General features: G+C 52.4%; 21 protein-coding genes and 1 pseudogene. 15 read left to right on the top strand and 7 right to left on the bottom strand.

All coding sequences use genetic code 11. The features are described 5' to 3' along the window. Position 1 precedes the first annotated feature (1 nt). Both thrB and thrC read left to right on the top strand, forming a co-directional pair. On the top strand, positions 2 to 931 hold the full coding sequence (thrB, locus tag GHC22_RS19740; protein WP_008786144.1) for a homoserine kinase: 930 nt from the start codon (positions 2 to 4) through the stop codon (positions 929 to 931). A gap of 3 nt (positions 932 to 934) precedes the next feature. Continuing rightward, positions 935 to 2,221 (top strand): threonine synthase, encoded by a 1,287-nt coding sequence (thrC, locus tag GHC22_RS19735; protein WP_008786145.1) that lies wholly within the window; start codon positions 935 to 937, stop codon positions 2,219 to 2,221. Between the two features lie 84 nt (positions 2,222 to 2,305). Here the strand turns inward: thrC and yaaA are convergent, their stop codons facing one another. Together yaaA and GHC22_RS19725 are read right to left on the bottom strand one after the other, a co-directional pair. Further along, positions 2,306 to 3,079 (bottom strand): peroxide stress protein YaaA, encoded by a 774-nt coding sequence (gene yaaA / locus GHC22_RS19730; protein ID WP_032942329.1) that lies wholly within the window; start codon positions 3,077 to 3,079, stop codon positions 2,306 to 2,308. 77 nt (positions 3,080 to 3,156) lie between these two features. Continuing rightward, positions 3,157 to 4,587, bottom strand: a complete 1,431-nt coding sequence (locus GHC22_RS19725; RefSeq protein WP_020996236.1) for a sodium:alanine symporter family protein — start codon at positions 4,585 to 4,587, stop codon at positions 3,157 to 3,159. 273 nt (positions 4,588 to 4,860) lie between these two features. Between GHC22_RS19725 and tal the strand changes: the two genes are divergently transcribed. The 3 genes from tal (at position 4,861) to GHC22_RS19710 (ending at position 7,944) form a co-directional block, all read left to right on the top strand. Next, positions 4,861 to 5,814, top strand: coding sequence for a transaldolase (tal, locus tag GHC22_RS19720; RefSeq protein ID WP_003829752.1), 954 nt, complete (start codon positions 4,861 to 4,863; stop codon positions 5,812 to 5,814). 110 nt (positions 5,815 to 5,924) lie between these two features. Continuing rightward, on the top strand, positions 5,925 to 6,512 hold the full coding sequence (gene mog, locus GHC22_RS19715; protein ID WP_131380590.1) for a molybdopterin adenylyltransferase: 588 nt from the start codon (positions 5,925 to 5,927) through the stop codon (positions 6,510 to 6,512). A gap of 124 nt (positions 6,513 to 6,636) precedes the next feature. Continuing rightward, positions 6,637 to 7,944, top strand: coding sequence for an MFS transporter (locus tag GHC22_RS19710; protein ID WP_003829746.1), 1,308 nt, complete (start codon positions 6,637 to 6,639; stop codon positions 7,942 to 7,944). Positions 7,945 to 7,978: 34 nt separating this feature from the next. Here GHC22_RS19710 and satP read toward each other — a convergent pair whose 3' ends face one another. Both satP and GHC22_RS19700 read right to left on the bottom strand, forming a co-directional pair. Beyond that, positions 7,979 to 8,545, bottom strand: coding sequence for an acetate uptake transporter (gene satP / locus GHC22_RS19705; RefSeq protein WP_153753761.1), 567 nt, complete (start codon positions 8,543 to 8,545; stop codon positions 7,979 to 7,981). A 364-nt stretch (positions 8,546 to 8,909) separates the two neighbouring features. Next, positions 8,910 to 9,314: a DUF2541 family protein gene (locus GHC22_RS19700; RefSeq protein ID WP_057066993.1), complete on the bottom strand. Its 405-nt coding sequence runs from the start codon at positions 9,312 to 9,314 to the stop codon at positions 8,910 to 8,912. A gap of 384 nt (positions 9,315 to 9,698) precedes the next feature. Here GHC22_RS19700 and dnaK point away from each other — a divergent pair, with 384 nt between their 5' ends. The 4 genes from dnaK (at position 9,699) to nhaR (ending at position 15,145) form a co-directional block, all read left to right on the top strand. After that, a complete protein-coding gene (gene dnaK / locus GHC22_RS19695; protein WP_003829739.1) occupies positions 9,699 to 11,621 on the top strand; it encodes a molecular chaperone DnaK in 1,923 nt (640 codons plus the stop codon). A gap of 85 nt (positions 11,622 to 11,706) precedes the next feature. After that, a complete protein-coding gene (gene dnaJ, locus GHC22_RS19690; RefSeq protein ID WP_003829737.1) occupies positions 11,707 to 12,840 on the top strand; it encodes a molecular chaperone DnaJ in 1,134 nt (377 codons plus the stop codon). 206 nt (positions 12,841 to 13,046) lie between these two features. Next, entirely contained in the window at positions 13,047 to 14,213 is a 1,167-nt protein-coding gene (nhaA, locus tag GHC22_RS19685) for a Na+/H+ antiporter NhaA (RefSeq protein ID WP_137378059.1), read from the top strand. Positions 14,214 to 14,251: 38 nt separating this feature from the next. Beyond that, entirely contained in the window at positions 14,252 to 15,145 is an 894-nt protein-coding gene (gene nhaR, locus GHC22_RS19680; protein ID WP_032942332.1) for a transcriptional activator NhaR, read from the top strand. Between the two features lie 54 nt (positions 15,146 to 15,199). Here nhaR and GHC22_RS19675 read toward each other — a convergent pair whose 3' ends face one another. The 3 genes from GHC22_RS19675 to rpsT all read right to left on the bottom strand — a co-directional run bounded on the left by GHC22_RS19675 (position 15,200) and on the right by rpsT (position 19,376). Further along, positions 15,200 to 17,239, bottom strand: a complete 2,040-nt coding sequence (locus GHC22_RS19675; RefSeq protein WP_153753760.1) for a TIM-barrel domain-containing protein — start codon at positions 17,237 to 17,239, stop codon at positions 15,200 to 15,202. A 43-nt stretch (positions 17,240 to 17,282) separates the two neighbouring features. Continuing rightward, on the bottom strand, positions 17,283 to 18,653 hold the full coding sequence (locus GHC22_RS19670; protein ID WP_153753759.1) for an MFS transporter: 1,371 nt from the start codon (positions 18,651 to 18,653) through the stop codon (positions 17,283 to 17,285). A 459-nt stretch (positions 18,654 to 19,112) separates the two neighbouring features. Beyond that, entirely contained in the window at positions 19,113 to 19,376 is a 264-nt protein-coding gene (rpsT, locus tag GHC22_RS19665) for a 30S ribosomal protein S20 (RefSeq protein WP_003018940.1), read from the bottom strand. A 105-nt stretch (positions 19,377 to 19,481) separates the two neighbouring features. On the opposite strand from rpsT, the pseudogene GHC22_RS24725 reads away from it, so the two are divergent. The 6 genes and pseudogenes from GHC22_RS24725 (at position 19,482) to ispH (ending at position 25,513) form a co-directional block, all read left to right on the top strand. Beyond that, positions 19,482 to 19,697, top strand: a pseudogene (locus tag GHC22_RS24725) (DUF2575 domain-containing protein). A gap of 7 nt (positions 19,698 to 19,704) precedes the next feature. Continuing rightward, positions 19,705 to 20,643 carry a bifunctional riboflavin kinase/FAD synthetase gene (ribF, locus tag GHC22_RS19655; RefSeq protein ID WP_003829725.1) on the top strand — a complete coding sequence of 313 codons (939 nt, stop codon included), beginning with the start codon at positions 19,705 to 19,707 and terminating at the stop codon, positions 20,641 to 20,643. 37 nt (positions 20,644 to 20,680) lie between these two features. Next, positions 20,681 to 23,497, top strand: coding sequence for an isoleucine--tRNA ligase (ileS, locus tag GHC22_RS19650; protein ID WP_003829724.1), 2,817 nt, complete (start codon positions 20,681 to 20,683; stop codon positions 23,495 to 23,497). Beyond that, positions 23,497 to 23,994, top strand: a complete 498-nt coding sequence (lspA, locus tag GHC22_RS19645; RefSeq protein ID WP_153753758.1) for a signal peptidase II — start codon at positions 23,497 to 23,499, stop codon at positions 23,992 to 23,994. The genes ileS and lspA overlap by 1 nt, the downstream gene beginning before the upstream one ends. Positions 23,995 to 24,111: 117 nt before the next feature. Then, positions 24,112 to 24,561 carry an FKBP-type peptidyl-prolyl cis-trans isomerase gene (gene fkpB / locus GHC22_RS19640; RefSeq protein ID WP_003018929.1) on the top strand — a complete coding sequence of 150 codons (450 nt, stop codon included), beginning with the start codon at positions 24,112 to 24,114 and terminating at the stop codon, positions 24,559 to 24,561. A 1-nt stretch (position 24,562) separates the two neighbouring features. Continuing rightward, positions 24,563 to 25,513 carry a 4-hydroxy-3-methylbut-2-enyl diphosphate reductase gene (gene ispH, locus GHC22_RS19635; protein WP_003018925.1) on the top strand — a complete coding sequence of 317 codons (951 nt, stop codon included), beginning with the start codon at positions 24,563 to 24,565 and terminating at the stop codon, positions 25,511 to 25,513. Positions 25,514 to 25,574: the final 61 nt, after the last annotated feature.

The raw sequence follows: 25,574 nt of genomic DNA, 5'->3' as shown, positions 1-25,574 counted from the left end.
CATGGTGAGAGTTTATGCCCCGGCTTCCAGTGCCAATATGAGCGTCGGGTTTGATGTACTCGGTGCGGCGGTAACTCCGGTGGACGGTTCGCTGTTGGGTGATGTGGTGTCCGTTGAGGCGGCTGACCAGTTCAGCCTGAACAACCTTGGGCGCTTTGCCAACAAACTGCCGTCCGAGCCACGTGAAAATATTGTCTACCAGTGTTGGGAGCGATTCTGCCAGGAGCTGGGTAAAACCGTTCCGGTGGCGATGACGCTGGAAAAAAATATGCCGATTGGCTCCGGGTTAGGCTCCAGCGCCTGTTCCGTCGTGGCGGCGTTAGTCGCTATGAACGAACATTGCGGTAAGCCGCTCAACGATACGCGCCTGTTAGCGATAATGGGCGAACTTGAAGGGCGTATCTCCGGCAGTATTCATTACGATAACGTCGCCCCGTGCTTTTTGGGCGGTATGCAGTTAATGATTGAAGAAAACGGCATTATTAGCCAGCAGGTGCCAGGCTTTGATGAGTGGCTGTGGGTACTGGCGTATCCAGGGATTAAAGTGTCGACGGCAGAAGCGCGGGCGATTCTCCCAGCGCAGTATCGCCGTCAGGACTGTATCGCTCACGGGCGGCATCTGGCGGGATTCATCCATGCCTGCTATTCCCGTCAGCCTCTTCTGGCCGCGAAGCTGATGAAAGATGTCATTGCTGAGCCGTATCGTACCCGCTTGCTGCCAGGCTTTAGCCAGGCGCGTCAGGCGGTCGCAGAAATTGGCGCACTGGCCAGCGGTATATCTGGGTCTGGGCCGACGCTGTTCGCTTTGTGCGATAAGCCGGATACGGCACAGCGCGTAGCAGATTGGCTGGGTAAAAATTACCTGCAAAATCAGGAAGGCTTTGTTCATATTTGCCGGCTGGACACGGCGGGCGCACGGGTACTGGGATAATCAATGAAACTGTATAATCTGAAAGATCACAACGAACAGGTCAGCTTTGCACAGGCTGTTACGCAAGGACTAGGCAAGAATCAGGGATTGTTTTTTCCGCACGATCTACCGGAATTCAATCTGACAGAAGTGGATGAGATGCTGAACCAGGACTTCGTTAGCCGCAGCGCGAAGATCCTGTCCGCATTTATTGGTGATGAGATCCCTCAGGAAATTCTGGAAGAGCGCGTGCGTGCGGCATTTGCCTTTCCGGCTCCGGTTGCCCAGGTTGCCGCGGATGTCGGCTGTCTGGAACTGTTCCACGGCCCTACGCTTGCATTTAAAGACTTTGGCGGGCGCTTTATGGCGCAGATGCTGACGCACATCAGTGGCGACAAACCGGTAACGATTCTGACGGCGACCTCCGGAGACACCGGGGCGGCGGTTGCACATGCCTTTTATGGCCTGAAAAATGTGCGCGTGGTGATCCTCTACCCGAACGGCAAGATCAGCCCATTACAGGAAAAGCTGTTCTGTACGCTGGGGGGTAACATTGAAACTGTGGCGATTGATGGCGATTTTGATGCTTGCCAGGCGCTGGTGAAACAGGCGTTTGATGACGAAGAGCTGAAGGTGGCTCTGGGGCTGAACTCGGCTAACTCAATTAACATCAGCCGTCTGTTGGCGCAAATCTGTTACTACTTTGAGGCTGTGGCCCAACTGCCGCAAGAGGCGCGTAATCAACTGGTGATTTCCGTTCCCAGCGGTAACTTTGGCGATCTGACCGCCGGGCTGCTGGCGAAATCACTGGGCTTGCCGGTGAAGCGTTTTATCGCGGCGACTAACGTTAACGATACGGTTCCGCGTTTCCTTGCAGAAGGTGAGTGGGCGCCGAAAGCGACCCAGGCAACGTTGTCGAATGCGATGGATGTCAGCCAGCCGAACAACTGGCCGCGCGTGGAAGAACTGTTCCGCCGTAAAATCTGGCGTCTGAATGAGCTGGGTTATGCCGCTGTTGACGATGCGACGACTCAGGACACGATGCGTGAGTTACATGAGATAGGCTACACCTCAGAACCGCATGCGGCGGTGGCTTACCGAGCGCTGCGTGACCAACTGAATCCTGGCGAGTACGGCCTGTTCCTTGGTACTGCGCATCCGGCGAAGTTTAAAGAAAGCGTTGAAGAGATTCTTGACCTGACGCTGGCGTTGCCAAAAGAACTGGCGGAACGCGCGGACCTGCCGCTGCTTTCTCATCACCTGCCAGCTGATTTTGCTGAACTGCGCAAGCTGATGATGACCCGCGGTTAACGGTTGCGCCCGCTGGCGCTTTGCATAGCGGGCCGACAAAACCTGTAGGCCGGATAAGGCGTTAGCCGTCATCCGGCCTTTTTACTATTGCTCGTGGCGTTTAAACACCAGTTCTCCGTTTCCTGATGCTTCTTCATCAAAGAAGTAGCCTTCGCTGTTAAATGCGGTCAGCTGTTCCGGTTGCGTTAAGCGGTTCTCAATAATGTAGCGACTCATCAGGCCGCGCGCTTTTTTGGCATAGAAGCTGATGACTTTAAACTTGCCGTTCTTCTCGTCGAGGAAGACCGGTTTGATAAGCTCAGCGTTGAGTTTTTTCGGCTTCACGGATTTAAAATACTCATCCGAGGCGAGGTTGATCACCACGCTGTCGCCTTGCGCTTCCAGCGCTTCGTTAAGTTTATCGGTGATGGTATCTCCCCAGAACTGGTAGAGATCTTTACCCTTCGCATTGGCCAGACGAATGCCCATCTCCAGACGGTAAGGCTGCATCAAATCCAGCGGACGCAAAACGCCGTACAACCCGGACAGCATCCGTAAATGCTGTTGAGCGAAGTCGAAATCCGCCTCGCTGAAGGTTTCAGCCTGCAACCCTGTATAGACGTCGCCTTTAAACGCCAGAATGGCCTGACGTGCATTGTCCGGTGTGAAGTCAGGCTGCCAGTCATGGAAACGGGTGGCGTTCAGATCCGCCAGCTTGTCGCTAATCCCCATCAGCTTGCCAATCTGCGGTGCAGAGAGCTGGCGTGCCACGTGAATAAGCTGCTGAGAGTGATCCAGCAACTCGGGCAGCGTATGACGTGTCGTTGCCAGCGGGCTTTGGTAGTCGAGCGTTTTTGCAGGTGAAATCAGAATCAGCATATCCAGTCCTTGCAGGAAATTTACTGCGACTTTAGCAAAAAAAACGACTGAATTGATCGATGGTTGCGATTGCCGCGCTATTCGCGCGGCGTTTCATCCCAGCTATCGGGTGCAAGCTGTTGTCTGATATCAGGATAACGGCGCGGATCGAATTCCGGGCGCACCCCGAGTTTTCGCTGGCGCAGATAGTCGCTGGCGATGGTATGTACAACCGGAGAAAGCAGCAGAATCGCCGTCAGGTTAGTAATGGCCATACAGGCCATGATGATGTCGGCAAGTTGCCAGACCAGCGGAAAACTGATTAACGTACCGCCAATGACGGTGCAAACGGTGGCAATACGTAATAACCAGATAACCCGGATGTTGTCCAGTTTCAGGAAAATGAGGTTGTTTTCCGCATAAATGTAGTTGGCGACGATAGAGCTAAAGGCAAACAGAATCACTATTAAGGCAACGAATCCGGCCCCCCATTCACCCGTCAGCGAGACCATGGCTCGTTGCAGCAACTGGATGCCTTCCATTGGCACATAAGTGGTGCCATTACCCGCCAGTAAAATGATCATTGCGCTGGCCGTACAAAGAATTAGCGTATCGCCCAATACACCAATCATTTGCACAATGCCTTGTGCGGCAGGGTGTGGCGGCCAGGATGCTGCCGAGGCAGCTGCGTTCGGAGTTGAGCCCATTCCGGCTTCATTAGAGAACATACCGCGCTGAAAACCGCTGGCAATGGCCTGGCTTAGCGTATACCCGGCTGCACCGGCCGCGGCTTCCTGCCAGCCAAAGGCGCTTTTTATGATGGTCATGATAATGCCGGGGAGCTGTCCGAAATGCCAAAGGCAGATGACGAGGCTACAACCGATCCACAGCAGCGCCATCATCGGAACAAACCATTGCATCAGGCGGGCAACGCCTTTAATGCCGCCGACAATGACCAGTAATGACACTATCGCCAGTGCGATACCGGAGAAGAGGGGAGGAATGTCAAAAGCAAAGGTCAACGCACGAGAGACTGAGTTTGCCTGCACGCTGTTAAAAATCAGGCCATAGGCAATGAGTAAAAAGATGGCAAACAGCACGCCCATCCAGCGCATGCCCAATCCACGGGCCATATACCATGCAGGACCGCCGCGAAACTGTCCCTTGCTGTCGCGCTCTTTATACAGCTGGGCAAGGGAACATTCGGCGAATGAGGTTGCCATACCAATGACCGCCGAGACCCACATCCAGAAAATGGCTCCCGCGCCGCCGGCGGCGATCGCCAACGCCACACCCGCCAGATTTCCGCTACCGACGCGCGCGGCAAGACTGGTGCACAGAGCCTGAAAAGAAGTTAAACCGCCCGGCTGCGGGCTGATGCTGTTTTTAAGACTTTTGCCAAACTGGCGAATATAGCGGAACTGCACGAACCCTGTACGCCAGGTGAACCAACATCCTGCGCCAAGCAGGAGGTAGATCATCACCGATCCCCAGAGTATTTCATTAATAAATGAGAAAAAATCAGGCATTAACATCCCTCTTGTTGATGCCGGTAAGCGCGAATAATCCCGTGTAAGCGCTACCAATTATCGACCAGTATATACCTTATAAGGTGATTGATTGCGGGAGTTTACCATAACAATAGGTATATCCTTAATTGCGCATCACGAGCTGTGAGATGCGTAATCAGGGCTGAGCGGCGGGTCGGACAATCCAGGCGGTTGCGCTGAGAGTGCGTCGTGCTATCATCAGGGAAGATCGGTTACATCCCCCTAACAAGCTGTTTAAAGAGAATCGCTATCATGACGGACAAATTGACCTCCCTTCGTCAGTTCACCACAGTAGTGGCCGACACCGGAGACATCGCGGCAATGAAGCTGTATCAGCCTCAGGATGCCACAACTAACCCTTCTCTCATTCTTAACGCAGCGCAGATCCCAGAATACCGCAAGCTGATTGATGACGCTGTAGCCTGGGCTAAGCAGCAGAGCAACGACCGCGCACAGCAGATCGTCGACGCGACCGACAAACTGGCAGTAAATATCGGTCTGGAGATCCTGAAACTGGTTCCGGGTCGTATTTCTACTGAAGTTGACGCTCGTCTGTCCTACGACACCGACGCGTCCATCGCGAAAGCAAAACGTCTGATCAAAATGTACAACGATGCTGGCATCAGCAACGATCGCATTCTGATCAAACTGGCTTCAACCTGGCAGGGCATCCGTGCCGCTGAGCAGCTGGAAAAAGAAGGTATCAACTGTAACCTGACTCTGCTGTTCTCCTTCGCTCAGGCGCGCGCATGTGCAGAAGCTGGCGTATATCTGATTTCTCCGTTTGTTGGTCGTATTCTGGACTGGTACAAAGCCAACACTGACAAGAAAGAGTATGCACCGGCAGAAGATCCGGGTGTGGTTTCCGTAACGGAAATCTATGAGTACTACAAACAGCACGGTTACGAAACCGTGGTGATGGGTGCGAGCTTCCGTAACGTCGGCGAAATCATTGAGCTGGCAGGCTGCGATCGTCTGACTATTGCTCCGGCACTGCTGAAAGAACTGGCGGAAAGCGAAGGCACTATCGAACGTAAACTGTCCTTCTCTGGTGAAGTGAAAGCGCGTCCTGCACGCATCACCGAAGCTGAGTTCCTGTGGCAGCACAACCAGGATCCGATGGCTGTAGACAAACTGGCGGACGGTATCCGTAAGTTTGCTGTAGACCAGGGTAAACTGGAAAAAATGATCGGCGATCTGCTGTAATCATTAATGCGTGGCCCTGATATGGGTCACGCTACCTCTTCTGAAACCTGTCTGTCCTTCCCTTCGCAGTGTATCATTCTGTTTAACGAGACTGTTTAAACGGAATAATCATGAATACTTTACGCATTGGCCTGGTTTCCATTTCTGACCGTGCTTCCAGCGGCGTTTACCAGGATAAAGGTATCCCGGCCCTTGAAGAGTGGCTGGCATCTGCCCTTACCACCCCTTTTGAGCTGCAAACGCGACTGATCCCGGATGAACAGGCGATCATCGAACAGACCTTATGTGAGCTGGTGGATGAAATGAGCTGTCATCTGGTGCTGACTACCGGCGGAACGGGTCCGGCCCGCCGCGATGTAACGCCTGATGCCACGCTGGCCGTAGCCGACCGCCAGATGCCGGGCTTTGGCGAGCAGATGCGCCAGATAAGCCTGCACTTTGTGCCAACGGCTATTCTCTCCCGCCAGGTTGGTGTGATTCGCAAACAGGCGTTGATTCTGAATCTGCCAGGGCAGCCGAAATCGATCAAAGAAACGCTGGAAGGCGTGAAAGATGCCGACGGTAAGGTTATCGTGCCGGGTATTTTTGCAAGTGTACCGTATTGTATACAGTTACTGGATGGGCCGTATGTGGAAACCGCACCGACTGTTGTAGCATCTTTTCGTCCTAAAAGCGCAATCCGCGATACAAACGCCTGAAAGTAGCCCGATCGTGACATAAGTGCCAATGACAGTGGAGTATTGAATTGTTTACGATATAGTAATTTTTGCTTTACATATATCGACAGACAGATTCAATAACTCCACTGACTCATGGTTTGCTATGTCACAACACACTCGACCGCTGAATCGCCAGGATTATAAAACTCTTACGCTTGCTGCCCTCGGCGGTGCGCTTGAGTTTTATGATTTCATTATCTTCGTCTTCTTTGCCGCTGTTGTTGGCGAACTCTTCTTCCCGGCAGACATTCCTGAATGGCTACGTCAGGTGCAAACCTTCGGCATTTTTGCCGCCGGATATCTGGCGCGTCCGCTGGGGGGCATCATCATGGCGCACTTTGGCGATCTGGTCGGGCGTAAGAAAATGTTCACCCTGAGCATTTTGCTGATGGCGATACCGACGCTGGCGATTGGTCTTTTGCCTACCTACGCCTCAATGGGGATCCTCGCGCCTCTGCTGTTACTCCTGATGCGCATTTTGCAAGGTGCTGCCATCGGCGGAGAAGTGCCGGGCGCGTGGGTGTTCGTGGCAGAGCACGTACCGGAGCGCCGCATCGGCATTGCCTGTGGCACGCTGACCGCCGGGCTGACGGTGGGAATTCTGCTGGGATCGGTGGTTGCGACGCTGGTGAATACCAGTCTGACGCAGCAGGCGGTGCATGACTACGGCTGGCGTATCCCGTTCCTGCTGGGGGGCGTGTTTGGGCTGGTGGCGATGTACCTGCGTCGCTGGTTGCAGGAAACGCCTATCTTCCTCGAAATGCAGCAGCGTAAAGCGCTGGCGCAAGAGCTACCGGTGAAGTCGGTGGTGAGCAAACATAAAAAAGCGGTGGTTATTTCCATGCTGCTGACCTGGCTGTTATCGGCCGGGATTGTGGTGGTGATCCTGATGTCGCCAGTCTGGTTGCAGAAGCAGTATGGTTTTGCACCGGCGTTGACGTTACAAGCCAACAGTGTCGCGACCATTATGCTGTGCGTCGGCTGTCTGCTGGCCGGGTTTATTGTCGACCGGGTCGGCGCCAGCAAAACCTTTATTGTCGGCAGCCTGCTGCTGGCCTGTTCAAGCTGGTTTTTCTATCATCTGACCGGCAGCCATCCTCAGCATTTGTTTTTGCTATACGGGCTGGTAGGGTTGTGCGTTGGCGTGGTGGGGGCTGTGCCTTATGTGATGGTGCGGGCGTTTCCGGCGGAGGTCCGCTTTACCGGAATCTCCTTTTCTTACAACGTGTCGTACGCCATTTTTGGTGGTCTGACGCCAATCGCCGTGACGATGTTAATGAGCGTGTCGCCAATGGCTCCGGCCTGGTATGTGCTGGCGTTATCGCTGGTGGGGTTAGGTCTGGGGATTTGGCTGCGACAGGATATTTATCATCGCGATACAAGCGTGCAGGGAGAGTTACAGCGCTTGTAAGGAATATCCCCCCGTTCGGGGGGATAGCGTCAGATTAGTGCGCTTCACCGATCGGCAGGATGGTACGGCCAAACTGTTCGTTCAGCACTTCACCTATCGCCAGGTAAATGGCGCTTGCGCCACACACTAAGCCAATCCAGCCAGCAACGTGAATGATCGCTTCGTTACCTGCAATGTTGCCGACCGCCAGCAGTGCGAACAGCACTGTCAGGCTCAGGAAGACAAACTGCAACGCGCGGTTAGCTTTCAGCGTGCCGAAGAACATGAACAGTGTGAACACGCCCCACAGACCCAGGTATACGCCCAGGAACTGACCATTGGTTGCATCCGCCAGGCCCATTTTCGGCATGATCAGGATTGCAACCAGCGTCAGCCAGAACGAACCGTAGGAGGTAAAGGCGGTTAAACCGAAGGTGTTGCCTTTTTTATATTCCAGCAGACCGGCAAATATTTGCGCGATACCGCCGTAGAAAATGCCCATCGCCAGAATAATAACGTCAAAGGCGAAGAAACCCGCGTTGTGCAGGTTAAGCAGAATGGTGGTCATGCCAAAGCCCATCAGGCCCAGCGGTGCCGGATTAGCCAACTTAGTGTTGCCCATAATTCCTCAAAATCATCATTGATTGAATGGTGAAATAGTTTCCCCAAATAACGATCACTGTCTTCGGGGCGCGGCATGATAATCAGGGGAGAGGGCACTGTCTATGATCTAACGAAGGGAAAATGAATTATTTTCCCTGTGATGGACATCACGCTTACGCGTGGTTGATCATTTTGCTAAGACAGACGATTTGAAGTGCCGCCGGGATCTGAGAGATTTGGTGGACGATCTGGTGAGAAATACCCATCGCCAGATGGCGCTGCGTCATGGGCGCGGCAGTGGTTATTCCAGTTCAATGGCTTTCACATCAACCGCGTGTCTGCCCCGCATGTTTTCTATGGCTTCTGAATCAAAATGTGCGGAATTAATCGTCGCCAATAACTTTCAGCGTTGCCATGTCAGAGGAGTTTACTGACTGGCCTGAGAAGGTGATTTTAGACACGCAGCGTTTATTGTCGTTGTCGCTATTAATAGTGATCCAGTTGGTCGTTTGTCCCTCTTTAATGGATGACGGGACGTTCAGGCTTTGGCTGGAAGTGCGTACTGCTTTGAAGTAGACGGATGCGCCGTTAAGTTTAATATCGCCGCGATCGGCGGTGAGCTGAATGCGCTTCACTACCCGGCAAACGGGAATTCTCAGCGTGAGATCGTTGGTTGCGTTGCGGGGCATCGCAATCATACCCAGAACTTTATGATCGTTAGCGTGCGCGGCGCTGCTCAGCAGCAGGCCCATAAGCAGGCTGGTGGAAAGGGTTAACACGGATTTCATGGAATTTCTCTTTGACGGCTGTAAAAGTGTGTGACATCAGACCATCTTACCGCCGACGGGAAACCGTTTCATGGTCGTAATCTTTTCTTTTTATTACAATTTTCACATGAATGACCGTGCTGGTTTTGATTTGTTTTGTGAATTGATTTTGATTGGAAACTATTCGTTTTTTTGCCTTTCTGCCTTTTTACCTTAATTTTATCGCCACTGTGCTAAAAAAAATTTTCATGCCCCCCTTGATGACGTGGGTTACGACCCCATCTTGTAGACAACCGCAGTGGTGAGTCTGAAAAAAAACGATTCAGGGTAGTTGAAACCGCACGTTTCGCCCTTATTACAGATTCACAACCACATGATGACCGAATTTTTAGTGGAGACGTTTAGATGGGTAAAATTATTGGTATCGACCTGGGTACTACCAACTCTTGTGTAGCGATTATGGATGGCACTACTGCACGTGTGCTGGAGAACGCCGAGGGCGATCGCACCACGCCTTCTATCATTGCTTATACCCAGGATGGTGAAACTCTGGTTGGTCAGCCGGCTAAACGTCAGGCAGTGACAAACCCGCAAAACACCCTGTTTGCGATTAAACGCCTGATTGGCCGCCGCTTCCAGGACGAAGAAGTACAGCGTGATGAAGCCATCATGCCGTACAAAATCATCGGTGCTGACAACGGTGATGCATGGATTGACGTAAAAGGTCAGAAAATGGCACCGCCGCAGATTTCTGCTGAAGTGCTGAAAAAAATGAAGAAAACGGCTGAAGATTACCTGGGCGAACCGGTAACTGAAGCGGTTATCACCGTACCTGCATACTTCAACGATGCTCAGCGTCAGGCAACCAAAGATGCTGGCCGTATCGCAGGTCTGGAAGTAAAACGTATCATCAACGAACCGACCGCAGCGGCACTGGCTTACGGTCTGGATAAAGAAGTCGGCAACCGTACTATCGCGGTTTATGACCTCGGTGGTGGTACTTTCGATATCTCTATTATCGAAATCGACGAAGTTGACGGCGAAAAAACCTTCGAAGTTCTGGCAACCAACGGTGATACCCACCTGGGTGGTGAAGACTTCGACAGCCGTATGATCAACTACCTGGTTGACGAATTTAAGAAAGATCAGGGTATCGATCTGCGTAATGACCCGCTGGCGATGCAGCGTCTGAAAGAAGCCGCTGAGAAAGCGAAGATCGAACTGTCTTCCGCTCAGCAGACCGACGTGAACCTGCCGTACATTACTGCAGACGCGACTGGTCCGAAACACATGAACATCAAAGTGACCCGTGCGAAACTGGAAAGCCTGGTTGAAGACCTGGTTAACCGTTCTATCGAGCCGCTGAAAGTTGCTCTGCAGGATGCTGGTCTGTCTGTTTCCGACGTTCAGGACGTTATCCTGGTCGGTGGTCAGACTCGTATGCCGATGGTACAGAAGAAAGTTGCTGAGTTCTTCGGTAAAGAGCCGCGTAAAGACGTTAACCCGGACGAAGCTGTGGCAATCGGTGCTGCCGTTCAGGGTGGTGTATTGACCGGTGATGTGAAAGACGTGCTGCTGCTGGACGTTACCCCGCTGTCTCTGGGTATCGAAACCATGGGTGGCGTGATGACTCCACTGATCGCGAAAAACACCACTATCCCGACCAAGCACAGCCAGGTGTTCTCTACCGCTGAAGACAACCAGTCTGCGGTAACCATCCACGTGCTGCAGGGTGAACGTAAACGCGCCGCTGATAACAAAGATCTGGGTCAATTTAACCTGGATGGTATCAGCCCGGCTCCGCGCGGTATGCCGCAGATCGAAGTTACTTTTGACATCGATGCCGACGGTATCCTGCACGTTTCCGCGAAAGACAAAAACAGCGGTAAAGAGCAGAAGATCACCATCAAGGCTTCTTCTGGTCTGAACGAAGAAGAAATTCAGAAAATGGTTCGCGAAGCAGAAGCGAACGCAGAATCTGACCGTAAGTTTGAAGAGCTGGTTCAGACTCGTAACCAGGGTGACCATCTGCTGCACAGCACTCGTAAGCAGGTTGAAGAAGCAGGCGACAAACTGCCAGCTGACGACAAAACTGCCATCGAGTCTGCACTGACAGCGCTGGAAACTTCTCTGAAAGGCGAAGACAAAGCGGATATCGAAGCGAAAATGCAGGCGCTGGCACAGGTTTCCCAGAAACTGATGGAAATCGCTCAGCAGCAGCACGCACAGCAGCAGGCTGGTGCAGCAGGCGCTGATGCTTCTGCAAACAACGCGAAAGATGACGACGTTGTCGACGCCGAGTTTGAAGAAGTGAAAGACAAAAAATAATCGCCCTTTGAACGGGTAATTACTGGCACGGGCGAAGAGGTTTCCTCTCCGCCCGTGCACGCATGTTAGGGGCAGATAAAAAGAGATGGCTAAGCAAGACTATTACGAGATTTTAGGCGTTTCCAAGTCAGCGGAAGAGCGTGAAATCAAAAAGGCCTACAAGCGCCTGGCCATGAAATTTCACCCGGACCGCAACCAGGGTGATAAAGAGGCCGAAGCCAAGTTTAAAGAGATCAAAGAAGCGTACGAAATCCTGACCGATGCGCAAAAACGTGCGGCTTACGATCAGTACGGTCATGCTGCGTTTGAGCAAGGCGGCATGGGCGGCGGCGGCGGTTTTGGCGGCGGGGCTGACTTCAGCGATATCTTTGGTGACGTGTTTGGCGATATCTTTGGCGGCGGTCGTGGTCGTCAGCGCGCCTCACGTGGTGCTGATTTACGTTACAACATGGATCTCACTCTGGAAGAAGCCGTGCGTGGCGTCACCAAAGAGATCCGTATTCCGACTCTGGAAGAGTGTGACGTCTGCCACGGTAGCGGTGCGAAGGCAGGTACTCAGCCACAGACCTGTCCAACCTGTCACGGTTCTGGTCAGGTACAGATGCGTCAGGGCTTTTTTGCCGTACAGCAGACCTGTCCACACTGTCAGGGCCGCGGTACGCTGATCAAAGATCCGTGCAACAAATGCCACGGTCATGGTCGTGTTGAGAAAAGCAAAACGCTGTCCGTTAAGATCCCGGCAGGGGTTGATACCGGCGACCGCATTCGTTTAGCGGGCGAAGGTGAAGCCGGTGAACATGGTGCGCCAGCTGGTGATTTGTACGTTCAGGTGCAGGTAAAACAGCACCCAATTTTCGAACGTGAAGGCAATAACCTGTACTGCGAAGTACCGATTAACTTTGCGATGGCTGCGCTGGGCGGCGAGATTGAAGTCCCAACGCTGGACGGTCGCGTGAAGCTAAAAATTCCGGGCGAAACGCAAACTGGCAAACTTTTCCGCATGCGTGGAAAGGGCGTCAAGTCTGTACGCGGTGGCGCTCAGGGCGACCTGCTGTGCCGCGTGGTGGTTGAAACCCCAGTGGGCCTGAACGACAAGCAGAAGCAACTGCTCAAAGATCTGCAGGACAGCTTTGGCGGCCCGACCGGCGAACAAAACAGTCCGCGCTCCAAAAGTTTCTTCGACGGTGTGAAGAAGTTCTTTGACGATCTGACTCGCTAATTCGCAGTTTTATCTCGAATAAAAAGCCTGGGACTGAAAAGTCTCAGGCTTTTTTATTTCTGTTTTCCGCTCGGAAAATCTTTATCGACTTACTCTGTATAGATCGTAAAAACCGATTTATTCATCATGAATAATCTAATTTTAACGAGCTTTTTGAGGGTGTAAGATAGTATTTACGAAGTATTCACCCAATAGAGAGAATAAAAGTGAAACATCTGCATCGTTTTTTTAGTAGTGACGCCTCGGGGGGCATCATTCTGATCATCGCAGCCGTGGTCGCTATGCTGATGGCAAATATCGGGGTTACCAGTGGATGGTACCACGCCTTTTTGGAAACGCCCGTTCAACTGCGGGTTGGCGCGCTTGAGATCAACAAAAATATGCTGCTGTGGATCAACGACGCGTTGATGGCGGTGTTCTTCCTGTTGATTGGTCTGGAAGTAAAGCGCGAGTTAATGCAAGGTTCGCTGGCCAGTCTGCGTCAGGCGGCGTTCCCGATCATTGCTGCTATCGGGGGCATGATTGTCCCGGCGCTGCTGTACCTGGCATTCAACTATGCCGATCCCATCACCCGTGAAGGGTGGGCGATCCCGGCGGCAACGGATATTGCTTTTGCGTTAGGTGTGCTGGCGTTGTTGGGCAGTCGTGTACCACTGGCGTTGAAAATCTTCCTGATGGCGCTGGCGATTATTGATGACCTCGGTGCTATCGTAATCATCGCACTGTTCTATACCAGCGACCTCTCGCTGCTGTCGCTGGGCGTTGCCGCGTGCGCAATCCTTGTTTTGGCAGGATTGAATCTGTGCGGAGTGAGACGCACCGGTATTTATATTCTGGTCGGCGTGGTGCTGTGGACTGCCGTACTGAAGTCTGGCGTGCATGCAACGCTGGCGGGCGTGATCGTGGGCTTCTTCATTCCATTGAAGGAAAAACACGGGCGTTCACCGGCGAAGCGACTGGAGCATGTTCTGCATCCATGGGTGGCATACCTGATCCTGCCACTGTTTGCCTTCGCTAACGCAGGCGTTTCACTGCAGGGCGTCACTATTGATGGACTGACCTCGGTGTTACCGCTGGGGATCATTGCGGGTTTGTTGATCGGTAAGCCGTTGGGTATCAGTCTGTTTTGCTGGCTGGCGTTACGCCTCAAGGTGGCGCAATTGCCGGAAGGAACGAATTTCCAGCAGATTATGGCGGTCGGTATTCTTTGCGGTATTGGCTTTACGATGTCGATTTTTATTGCCAGCCTGGCGTTTGGCAACGTCGATCCTGAGCTGATTAACTGGGCAAAACTGGGGATCCTGATCGGCTCCTTGTTGTCGGCAGTGATAGGTTACTGCTGGTTACGTGCCCGGTTGAACGCATCAGCCTGACGGGATAACCCTTTCGTGACAATTTTCAGGGAGAGAGTATGTCTCATATAAATTACAACCATCTGTACTACTTTTGGCATGTCTATAAAGAAGGGTCAGTGGTTGGTGCAGCAGAAGCGCTTTATCTGACACCGCAGACCATTACCGGGCAGATTAAAGCGCTTGAGGAACGCTTACAGGGAAAATTGTTTAAGCGGAAGGGGCGTGGGCTGGAGCCCAGTGAGTTAGGCGAATTGGTTTTTCGTTACGCGGATAAGATGTTCACCTTAAGCCAGGAAATGCTGGATATCGTGAACTACCGCAAAGAGTCTAATTTGCTGTTCGATGTCGGCGTGGCGGATGCGCTATCGAAGCAGTTGGTCAGCAGCGTACTGGATGCCGCTGTGGTTGAAGATGAACAAATCCATCTGCGTTGTTTTGAGTCAACGCACGAGATGCTGTTGGATCAACTCAGCCAGCATAAGCTGGATATGATTATCTCCGACTGTCCGATTGATTCTACGCAGCAGGAAGGGTTGTTCTCAGTGCGGATAGGCGAATGCAGCGTAAGTTTTTGGTGCACCAAACCGCTGCCTGAAAAACCATTCCCGGCCTGCCTTGAGGAGCGTCGGTTGCTGATCCCAGGACGTCGTTCGATGCTCGGACGTAAGCTGCTGAACTGGATCAACTCACAAGGATTGAATGTTGAAATCCTCGGTGAGTTTGATGACGCTGCGCTGATGAAAGCGTTTGGGGCAACGCATAATGCTATTTTTGTTGCACCTACTTTGTATTCGCACAATTTCTATGCCGATGATTCTATTGTTGAAATTGGACGCGTAGAAAATGTGATGGAAGAGTATCACGCCATATTTGCGGAAAGAATGATCCAGCATCCGGCGGTGCAGCGTATTTGCAATGCGGACTACTCGGCATTGTTCAAGCCACAGTAGACATACTTACCGTAATACTTCCGGCTGCGGTACTCACCCGCAGCCGGTTTCATGCTATAGCCTCAATAAGCTACGATACTGCCCACCTTCGCGGATAAATACCGGAATTTTGTTCAATGGCGCGGCATAGTGCAACGTTTGCCCTCCCGAATAACTCTCGCCGGTCGTAAGATCCGTCCATGTTTCCCCTTCCGGTAGCCAGATATCACGTTCGCGCATACCTTCATGCATTACGGGGGCAATCAGCAGGTCAGGACCAAAACAGTACTGGTCGGTGATTGCCCAACTTGTTTCCTGTTCGGGGAAATCAAAAAACAGGGGGCGCATCACTGGCGTATTGTGCTTATGGGTTTCCTCCATCAGCGCTTTGATATAGGGCTTCAGTTTCTCTCGCAACGCCAGGCAACCCGTCAGTACGTCGCACACGTCCTCACCGTAGCTCCAGATTTCGTTCGGTGCACCGGTAGGACACTGGGCGATACCATCCCGGTACGGTTGTTCCGGTAAAATCTGCGGATCGCGGTTGCCGTGCAGACGCATCACCGGGCTAAATACGCCCCACTGGAACCAGCGGATCAGCAGTTCATGGAAATGTGGGTCGTGAATATTACCGCCATGAAAACCACCGATATCCGTCGTCCACCACGGTATCCCCGCGATTCCCATATTGAGTCCGGCGGCAAACTGGTTGCGTAGCGATCTAAACGAGGAGTGAATATCACCTGACCAGACCAGTGCGCCATACTTTTGACTGCCGGCCCAGGCGCAGCGTAGCAGGTTGATAACCTTGTCTTCACCATCGGCTTTCATGCCATCAAAAAAGGTTTTGGCGTACATTCGCGGGTAGATATTGCCCACTTCCAGTACCGGCCCGGCATGGTAGCGATAGTTGTCATAGTCATAAACGCTGAACTCAGGTTCGGCTTCGTCTAACCAGAATAGCTTCACGCCCTTATCATAATAGTTGCGTTTGGCTTTGCCCCAGACGTAGTCCCGCGCACCCGGATGGGTAGCATCAAAGAAAGTGGTGTTGCCGAGGAAATCCATATTGATCGGCAAGCCACGTTCCGTCTGTACCAGCCAGCCGTTTTCGCGCATCTCCCGATAGCTTTCGGTGCGGTTATCCACCGTCGGCCAGACGGAGACCATCAGCTCAATTCCCAGCGATTTCAGCTCGGCAATCATGGCATCAGGGTCGGGCCAGTCGCGCGCATCGAACATCCAGTCACCCTGATTCGGCCAGTGAAAGAAGTCGATAACGATCACCGAGATAGGCAGATTGCGGCGCTTATATTCGCGGGCAACCTCCAGCAGCTCTGCCTGCGTACGATAGCGGAGTTTGCACTGCCAGAAGCCCATGGCGTAGTCCGGCATCATCGGCGGTGTGCCGGTAGCCAGCGCATATGCCCGGCTAATTTCTGCCGGGGTATCGCCAGCCGTGATCCAGTAGTCCAGCTGTTCGCTGACCTGTGCTTCCCATTCGGTAACGTTGTGGGCAAAGGTTACGCGCCCGACTGCCGGGTTGTTCCATAAAAATCCGTAGCCCAGACTGGAGAGCATAAACGGTACTGAGGCCTGGGAGTTACGTTGCGCCAGCTCAAGAACGCATCCTTTGAGATCCAGGTTAGCCTGTTGATACTGCCCCATACCATAAATTTTTTCCCCTTCAGTGGCTTCGAAGCGGGCTTTAAGTGAATATTTTCCACCCTGAATAGGGCGGAATTCGCGCCCTTCAAGGTTGAGTGCGCTGACGTACTGGCCGTGAGAAGATTCATCCTCGCCAATTTCGCCCCGCAGGCGCCAGAACTCCTGCAACAGAGGTTTGTGTGGATGGCGGTAAAAGGTAACTTGTCCTTTTTGATTGACGATAGCGATAATTTTGCCGTTGGTCAGCGTCGCCTGGTGGTGTTCATAAACAATATGGCAGTGGCTTTCTGCGACTGGCTCAGTCAATGCCCAGTCTTCATTTCTCATTACCGGCAGATGACGGCCACTGCGTACGCGCAGGCTGTTCTCGCCCCAGGGTTCAATCCATAAATAGCGATCGTTTTGCTGCCAGACCAGGCGACGCGGGTCATGTTGCATAAATGGCATGGTGGTGCCTCCCATATTTCGAGGGTGAAGGTAAAGATCGTTTTTAGTTGATGGTTTCCAGATCGTGGCGAATCTTCTCTTCCATCGCTTCGTATTTACGAAAGAAAAGTAGTGGGATCGCTGCGAGCGCGAAGAGTAGGGCGGGTGCCCAGATAAAGGCCCAGGTAATTCCCTCCAGACCCGCAGCACTCTGGGCATGGTTGGGGACATAGCCAAAACTGTTCATGATCCAGGCAGCGAAAGCGGTACCGAGGCCACTACCCATCTTGATGCAGAAGGTGCTGCCGAAGGCGATAAGAATGCCGGTAGCCTTAATACCCGTCTTCCATGCGCCGAAATCGACGGCGAAGCCCAGCATGGCAAACGGCATTGAGCAGGCGATACCGCTGCCGATATTGCCGAGTACCCAGGCGGCGATGAGAAAAGGAATGTTGTTCGCTGCCAGCCACATCATGATGCCGCCAAGCGTGGCGACCAGCAGACCGCCTACCCATATCCACGTTTTAGCCAGGTATTTGCTAAAGAAGGGGATAGCGATGATAAACAGGATCTGAATTGTCGCCAGGCTGTTAATCAGCGGAACCAGATCTTTGCGGTCGAGGTTGTAGGTCAGATAGTAGACAATCGTTGTGGAGCGTTGTTGTAGGGCAATCCAGAAGATCAGGTTTGCCAGCACCATCAGGATCCATGGCCAGTTGCCTTTCATTGCCGCAAAACTCTTTTTCATCGGCAATTTAGGTTCTTGTTGAATTTTATCCGTATTCATTTCTCGGATATTTTTAAAGGCGAAAAGCGTTAGCGAACAGGATATTACGGCAAATATAATCGCCGTATAAATAAAACCCGCATGATCATTTCCGTTACCTAAAAAAGAAACTAACGGCAGTGCGGTCGCATTCATTAATAAAACCCCAATTTGCCCACCGGTCATTCGCCAGGAATTTAAAACCAGTCTTTCCTTAGGAGATAAGGTCATCAGGGGTAATATTGCACTGAGCGGTGTATTAAGTCCGGTAAATAGAATGCTGGCAATCATATAAGATATTGCTGCATAGATAGCTTTTCCGGTCATACTGATATCAGGAGACCAAAATGACAGGGCGCTGAATACGGCAAAAGGTAATGGCAACCATAAAAACCAGGGGCGGCATTTACCGTAACGCGAACGCGTTTTATCGATGATGATCCCCCATATGGGGGCGTCTATGCCATCGACAATACGTGCCAGCAGCAGGATGACGCCTGCTACGGCGAGGCTAATACCTGCAACGTCTGTGTAGAAATATAAAATGTAAGTTGAACCGAAACAATACAGCAGATTACCCGCCACATCCAAAGAGCCGTAGCTAATACGCTGTAGTAAAGATAATGATGTTGACCCGCATGACTGGGTATCCTCAATAACAGAACTCATAATAATAACTCCGATACTGGAACGATACGCCCAGAAAAACAGCTTCTACTTTCCAAGCAAGTTTTAAATATTATTTTTTATGTCGTTACTGAATTTAACCTCAGATTAAAATGAGTGAGTAAGGTGTACATGAAAAGTAGTTAACCCTACCGCAGCAATCAATTATCAAATCTTACATCAGGATTGCGTTTATTCGTTTTTGAATGAACGATGTTTCTATTTGCTAAGGTGGTCACAGTTTTTTTAATAATGAAATAAAAAAAGGAAAACAGTGAAAGAAAATAACTTTCACGTATTACGCGACGCGACTGAGGAAGGGATAGCTGAAAAAACAGGCTGGTCAGGAAGAGTGTGAACGAGCGAGAACAACATCAGTGGCTAAAGAGAAAAACGTCAGATAGCAGGCATAAAAAAACCCGCTTGCGCGGGTTTTTTCACAAAGCGACAACAAGCAGGCGATTAAGCCAGTTTGTTGATCTGTGCAGTCAGGTTTGCTTTATGACGTGCAGCTTTGTTTTTGTGGATCAGACCTTTAGCAGCCTGACGGTCCACGATTGGTTGCATTTCGTTAAATGCTTTCAGTGCAGTAGCTTTGTCGCCAGCTTCGATAGCTGCGTATACTTTCTTGATGAAAGTACGCATCATAGAGCGACGGCTAGCGTTGTGCTTGCGGGCCTTTTCAGACTGAACGGCGCGCTTCTTAGCTGATTTGATATTAGCCAAGGTCCAACTCCCAAATGTGTTCTATATGGACAATTCAAAGGCCGAGGAATATGCCCTTTTAGCCTTCTTTTGTCAATGGATTTGTGCAAATAAGCGCCGTTTAAATTGCAGCACTCGTTGCGTAGTGATGGCGCAGGATTCTACCAGCTTGCGTGCCGTGAATACAGCTTTTCCACGAGAAAAATTGCATTGGCGTGCCCGTGAAGGTCTGCAATTTGTTTCATAACAATGAAAACAATCCTCTTTCTGTTTCGTAGAAACAATCGCCGGTTAACGTTGACCGCGGTACAGGGTATACTTTCACGATTTTCACTGTTTTGAGCCAGACATGAAGCTGATACGAGGCATACATAATCTCAGTCAGGCCCCGCATGGGTGTGTGCTGACTATTGGTAATTTCGACGGCGTGCACCGTGGTCACCGTGCGTTGCTGCAGGGTTTACGGGAAGAAGGGCGCAAACGCAATTTACCGGTGATGGTGATGATTTTCGAGCCGCAGCCGCTGGAGCTGTTTGCGACCGACAAGTCACCTGCGCGCCTCACTCGCCTGCGCGAAAAACTGCGTTATCTGGCGGAATGCGGCGTGGACTACGTGCTGTGCGTGCGTTTTGACAGGCGCTTTGCGGCATTAACGGCGCAGACCTTCATCAGCGATCTGCTGGTTAAGCGCCTTGGTGTACAATTTCTTGCCGTTGGTGATGATTTCCGCTTTGGCGCTAGCCGTGCGGGCGATTTCTTGTTATTACAGGAAGCGGGCGCTGAGTATGGTTTTGATATCACCAGCACCCAAACCTTCTGCGAAGGCGGTGTGCGCATTAGCAGCACCGCGGTACGTCAGGCGCTGGCAGAAGATAACCTGCAACTGGCCGAAAGCCTGCTTGGGCATCCTTTTACTATCTCAGGACGTGTCGTTCACGGTGATGAATTAGGGCGCACCATCGGTTTTCCGACGGCAAACTTACCGCTGCGTCGCCAGGTTTCTCCGGTGAAAGGGGTTTATGCAGTTGAAGTGATGGGACTGGGCGATAAACCGTTGCCCGGCGTCGCCAACATCGGCACCCGCCCGACGGTAGCAGGCGTACGCCAACAGTTGGAAGTGCATCTATTGGACGTTGTAATGGACCTGTATGGTCGCCATATAGATGTAGTACTGCGTAAAAAAATACGCAGCGAACAGCGATTTGCCTCGCTGGATGAACTAAAAGCGCAGATTGCGCGTGATGAGTTGACTGCCCGTGAATTTTTTGGGCTAACAAAACCGGCTTAATGCCTATACGAGTTTTAAATACGGAACCGAGAATCTGATGAGTGACTATAAATCAACCCTGAATTTGCCGGAAACAGGGTTCCCGATGCGCGGCGATCTCGCCAAGCGCGAACCGGGAATGCTGGCGCGTTGGACTGATGATGACCTGTACGGCATCATTCGTGCGGCCAAAAAAGGCAAAAAAACCTTCATTCTGCATGATGGCCCTCCTTATGCGAATGGCAGCATTCATATTGGTCACTCGGTTAACAAGATTCTGAAAGACATTATCGTGAAGTCCAAAGGACTCACGGGTTATGACTCGCCTTACGTTCCGGGCTGGGACTGCCACGGTCTGCCGATCGAGCTGAAAGTAGAGCAGGAATACGGCAAACCGGGCGAGAAGTTTACCGCCGCTGAGTTCCGTGCCAAGTGCCGCGAATACGCAGCGACCCAGGTTGACGGTCAGCGTAAAGACTTTATCCGTCTTGGCGTACTGGGCGACTGGTCGCATCCGTACCTGACCATGGACTTCAAAACCGAAGCCAACATCATTCGTGCGCTGGGTAAAATCATCGGTAACGGTCACCTGCACAAAGGTGCGAAGCCGGTGCACTGGTGCGTTGACTGCCGTTCCGCGCTGGCGGAAGCGGAAGTTGAGTATTATGACAAAACCTCCCCGTCCATCGACGTGGCGTTCCACGCCGCCGATCAGGATGCGGTGAAAGCGAAATTTGGCGTTTCTGACGTCAACGGCCCGATCTCTCTGGTTATCTGGACCACTACCCCGTGGACGTTACCGGCGAACCGCGCAATCTCTCTGGCACCTGATTTTGACTATGCGCTGGTGCAGATTGACGGCCAGGCTGTGATTCTGGCGAAAGATCTGGTTGAAAGCGTCATGCAGCGTATTGGCGCGGCTGAATACACCATTCTCGGCACCGTTAAAGGCGCTGAGCTGGAACTGCTGCGCTTTACCCATCCGTTTATGGGCTTCGATGTACCGGCTATTCTTGGCGATCACGTTACGCTGGATGCGGGTACCGGTGCGGTTCATACCGCTGGCGGTCACGGTCCGGATGACTACGTCATCAGCCAGAAATACGGTCTGGAAATCGCTAACCCGGTTGGCCCGGACGGCGCATACCTGGCGGGTACCTATCCGGATCTGGACGGCGTGAACGTCTTTAAAGCCAACGACAAAATCGTTGCGCTGCTGAGCGAAAAAGGTGCGCTGCTGCACGTTGAGAAGATGCAGCACAGCTACCCATGCTGCTGGCGTCACAAGTCACCGATCATCTTCCGCGCGACCCCACAGTGGTTCGTCAGCATGGACCAGAAAGGCCTGCGTGCGCAGTCGCTGAAAGAGATCAAAGGCGTGCAGTGGATCCCGGACTGGGGCCAGGCGCGTATTGAATCGATGGTTGCCAACCGTCCTGACTGGTGTATCTCCCGTCAGCGTACGTGGGGTGTGCCGATGTCTCTGTTTGTTCACAAAGACACCGAAGAGCTGCATCCGCGCGCTATCGAACTGATGGAAGAAGTGGCTAAACGCGTTGAAGTTGACGGCATCCAGGCGTGGTGGGATCTCGATCCGAAAGATATCCTCGGTGACGAAGCTGACCAGTATGTCAAAGTCCCGGATACGCTGGACGTGTGGTTCGACTCTGGTTCAACCCACTCCTCCGTCGTGGACGTGCGTCCTGAGTTTGCAGGCCATGCGGCCGATATGTATCTGGAAGGCTCTGACCAGCACCGTGGCTGGTTCATGTCATCTCTGATGATCTCCACCGCCATGAAAGGCAAAGCACCTTATCGCCAGGTACTGACTCACGGTTTCACCGTTGATGGTCAGGGCCGTAAGATGTCCAAGTCTATCGGTAACACCGTTTCTCCGCAGGATGTGATGAACAAACTGGGCGCGGATATTCTGCGTCTGTGGGTGGCTTCAACCGACTATACCGGTGAAATGGCCGTTTCTGACGAAATTCTGAAACGTGCTGCCGACAGCTATCGTCGTATCCGTAACACCGCGCGCTTCCTGCTGGCGAACCTGAATGGGTTCGATCCGGTTAAAGACATGGTGAAACCGGAAGAGATGGTGGTGCTGGACAGGTGGGCGGTAGGTTGTGCGCAAGCGGCGCAGGACGAAATCCTGAAAGCCTATGAAGCCTATGACTTCCACGAAGTGGTACAGCGCCTGATGCGCTTCTGCTCCGTCGAAATGGGTTCGTTCTACCTCGACATCATCAAAGACCGTCAGTACACCGCGAAAGCGGATAGCGTGGCGCGTCGTAGCTGCCAGACAGCGCTGTTCCATATCGCTGAAGCGCTGGTTCGTTGGATGGCGCCGATCATGTCCTTCACCGCCGATGAAATCTGGGGCTACCTGCCGGGCGATCGTGAGAAGTATGTCTTTACCGGTGAATGGTACGAAGGTCTGTTTGGCTTAGGCGAAACCGAAGCGATGAACGATGCCTTCTGGGACGAGCTGTTGAAAGTGCGTGGTGAAGTGAACAAAGTCATCGAACAGGCGCGTGCGGATAAGAAAGTCGGTGGTTCTCTGGAGGCTGCAGTGACCCTGTACGCTGAACCTGAGCTGGCGGCGAAACTGACCGCGCTGGGCGAAGAGTTGCGTTTTGTACTGCTGACCTCTGGTGCGACGGTTGCGGATTATGCAGCGGCTCCTGCTGATGCTCAGCAGAGCGAACTGCTCAAAGGTCTGAAAATCGTACTGAGCAAAGCCGAAGGTGAGAAATGCCCGCGCTGCTGGCATTACACTACCGACGTCGGCCAGGTGGCGGAACATGCAGATATCTGCGGACGCTGTGTCAGCAACATCGCCGGTGATGGCGAACAACGTAAGTTTGCCTGATGAGTAAGCCTCTTTGTTCAACAGGACTACGCTGGCTGTGGCTGGTGGTAGTCGTGCTGATTATCGATTTAGGCAGCAAATACCTGATCCTCCAGAACTTTGCTCTGGGGGATACGGTGTCGCTGTTTCCGTCGCTTAATATGCACTACGCGCGTAACTATGGTGCGGCGTTTAGCTTCTTAGCCGACAGCGGCGGCTGGCAACGTTGGTTCTTTGCCGGAATCGCCATCGGTATTTGCGTCATCCTGATGGTGATGATGTATCGCTCGAAGGCGACCCAGAAGCTGAACAACATCGCGTATGCGTTAATCATTGGCGGTGCACTGGGCAACTTGTTCGACCGCCTGTGGCACGGATTCGTGGTTGATATGATTGACTTTTACGTCGGCGACTGGCATTTCGCGACCTTCAATCTGGCCGATACTGCTATCTGTATCGGCGCGGCATTGATTGTTCTCGAAGGCTTCCTGCCGTCGAAAGAGAAAAAAGCCGCATAAAAAAATGCCGGATGGCGCTATGCTAATCCAGCCTACAATATACTGCGATCCTTGTTGGCCCGGTAAGCGTACCGCCACCGGGCAAACAGGCGGCAGCAATTTTAAAGAGCAACCTGCATGTCTAAATCAGTACAGAGTAACAGTGCGGTGCTGGTGCACTTCACCCTTAAGCTCGACGATGGCTCAACCGCAGAGTCAACCCGCAATAACGGCAAGCCTGCGCTGTTTCGCCTAGGCGACGGTTCTCTGTCTGAAGGACTGGAACAACACCTGCTGGGGCTAAAAGAAGGTGATAAAACCACTTTTGCTCTGGAACCGGATGCCGCCTTTGGCGTGTCAAGTCCGGACTTAATTCAGTATTTCTCGCGTCGGGAGTTTATGGACGCGGGCGAGCCAGAAATTGGCGCTATCATGCTCTTTACCGCAATGGACGGCAGTGAGATGCCTGGCGTGATCCGCGAAATTAACGGTGACTCGATCACGGTTGATTTCAACCATCCGCTGGCCGGGCATACCGTTCATTTTGATATTGAAGTGCTGGAAGTCGAACCGGCACTGGAGGCGTAAAATGCAGATCCTGTTGGCCAACCCGCGCGGTTTTTGCGCTGGTGTAGACCGCGCTATCAGCATTGTGGAAAACGCGCTGGCTATTTACGGCGCGCCGATTTATGTCCGTCACGAGGTGGTGCATAACCGCTATGTGGTGGATAGCCTGCGCGAGCGCGGCGCTATTTTTATCGAGCAAATCAGCGAAGTGCCGGATGGCGCGATCCTGATTTTCTCCGCTCATGGCGTATCTCAGGCGGTGCGTAACGAAGCCAAAGGCCGTGACCTCACGGTTTTTGATGCGACCTGCCCGCTGGTAACGAAGGTGCATATGGAAGTTGCCCGTGCCAGTCGTCGTGGCGAAGAATCCATTCTGATTGGTCACGCCGGGCACCCGGAAGTCGAAGGCACGATGGGCCAGTACAGCAACCCGCAAGGGGGAATGTATCTGGTTGAATCACCGGATGATGTGCTGAAACTGAATGTGAAAAATGAAGGAAAATTATCCTTCATGACGCAGACAACGCTTTCCGTCGACGACACTTCTGACGTTATTGATGCGCTGCGCCAACGCTTCCCGAAAATTGTCGGGCCGCGCAAAGACGATATCTGTTATGCCACCACCAACCGTCAGGAAGCGGTTCGCGCGCTGGCGGAACAGGCTGATGTTGTGCTGGTGGTCGGCTCGAAGAACTCCTCTAACTCAAACCGTCTGGCTGAACTGGCCCAGCGAATGGGGAAAGCGGCGTATTTGATTGACGATGCGACCGACATCCAGGAAGCGTGGGTGAAAGAGGCGAAGTGCGTAGGCGTGACGGCCGGAGCCTCGGCGCCGGATATCCTGGTGCAAAACGTGATTGCTCGCCTGCAGGAGCTTGGCGGTGGGGAAGCTATTCCGCTGGAAGGCCGCGAAGAGAACATCGTTTTCGAAGTGCCGAAAGAGCTGCGTGTGGATGTTCGTGAAGTAGAGTAAGTCTTTCCGGTTACGATTATGAGAAGATGCCAGACTTAACGTCTGGCATTTTTTTATGGAG

It is taken from the genome of Citrobacter sp. H12-3-2 (assembly GCF_009649895.1).
Taxonomy (GTDB): Bacteria; Pseudomonadota; Gammaproteobacteria; order Enterobacterales; family Enterobacteriaceae; genus Citrobacter; species Citrobacter portucalensis.
The sequence above is the reverse complement of the archived record's forward strand: the minus strand, read 5'-3'. Positions and strand labels throughout refer to the sequence as shown.

Excerpts from the sequence above, each read along its gene's own strand:
- thrB (WP_008786144.1), top strand. The coding sequence starts at position 2 with ATGGTGAGAGTTTATGCCCCGGCTTCCAGTGCCAATATGAGCGTCGGG.
- thrC (WP_008786145.1), top strand. The coding sequence starts at position 935 with ATGAAACTGTATAATCTGAAAGATCACAACGAACAGGTCAGCTTTGCA.
- yaaA (WP_032942329.1), bottom strand. The coding sequence starts at position 3,079 with ATGCTGATTCTGATTTCACCTGCAAAAACGCTCGACTACCAAAGCCCG.
- GHC22_RS19725 (WP_020996236.1), bottom strand. The coding sequence starts at position 4,587 with ATGCCTGATTTTTTCTCATTTATTAATGAAATACTCTGGGGATCGGTG.
- tal (WP_003829752.1), top strand. The coding sequence starts at position 4,861 with ATGACGGACAAATTGACCTCCCTTCGTCAGTTCACCACAGTAGTGGCC.
- mog (WP_131380590.1), top strand. The coding sequence starts at position 5,925 with ATGAATACTTTACGCATTGGCCTGGTTTCCATTTCTGACCGTGCTTCC.
- GHC22_RS19710 (WP_003829746.1), top strand. The coding sequence starts at position 6,637 with ATGTCACAACACACTCGACCGCTGAATCGCCAGGATTATAAAACTCTT.
- satP (WP_153753761.1), bottom strand. The coding sequence starts at position 8,545 with ATGGGCAACACTAAGTTGGCTAATCCGGCACCGCTGGGCCTGATGGGC.
- GHC22_RS19700 (WP_057066993.1), bottom strand. The coding sequence starts at position 9,314 with ATGAAATCCGTGTTAACCCTTTCCACCAGCCTGCTTATGGGCCTGCTG.
- dnaK (WP_003829739.1), top strand. The coding sequence starts at position 9,699 with ATGGGTAAAATTATTGGTATCGACCTGGGTACTACCAACTCTTGTGTA.
- dnaJ (WP_003829737.1), top strand. The coding sequence starts at position 11,707 with ATGGCTAAGCAAGACTATTACGAGATTTTAGGCGTTTCCAAGTCAGCG.
- nhaR (WP_032942332.1), top strand. The coding sequence starts at position 14,252 with ATGTCTCATATAAATTACAACCATCTGTACTACTTTTGGCATGTCTAT.
- GHC22_RS19675 (WP_153753760.1), bottom strand. The coding sequence starts at position 17,239 with ATGCCATTTATGCAACATGACCCGCGTCGCCTGGTCTGGCAGCAAAAC.
- GHC22_RS19670 (WP_153753759.1), bottom strand. The coding sequence starts at position 18,653 with ATGAGTTCTGTTATTGAGGATACCCAGTCATGCGGGTCAACATCATTA.
- ribF (WP_003829725.1), top strand. The coding sequence starts at position 19,705 with ATGAAGCTGATACGAGGCATACATAATCTCAGTCAGGCCCCGCATGGG.
- ileS (WP_003829724.1), top strand. The coding sequence starts at position 20,681 with ATGAGTGACTATAAATCAACCCTGAATTTGCCGGAAACAGGGTTCCCG.
- lspA (WP_153753758.1), top strand. The coding sequence starts at position 23,497 with ATGAGTAAGCCTCTTTGTTCAACAGGACTACGCTGGCTGTGGCTGGTG.
- fkpB (WP_003018929.1), top strand. The coding sequence starts at position 24,112 with ATGTCTAAATCAGTACAGAGTAACAGTGCGGTGCTGGTGCACTTCACC.
- ispH (WP_003018925.1), top strand. The coding sequence starts at position 24,563 with ATGCAGATCCTGTTGGCCAACCCGCGCGGTTTTTGCGCTGGTGTAGAC.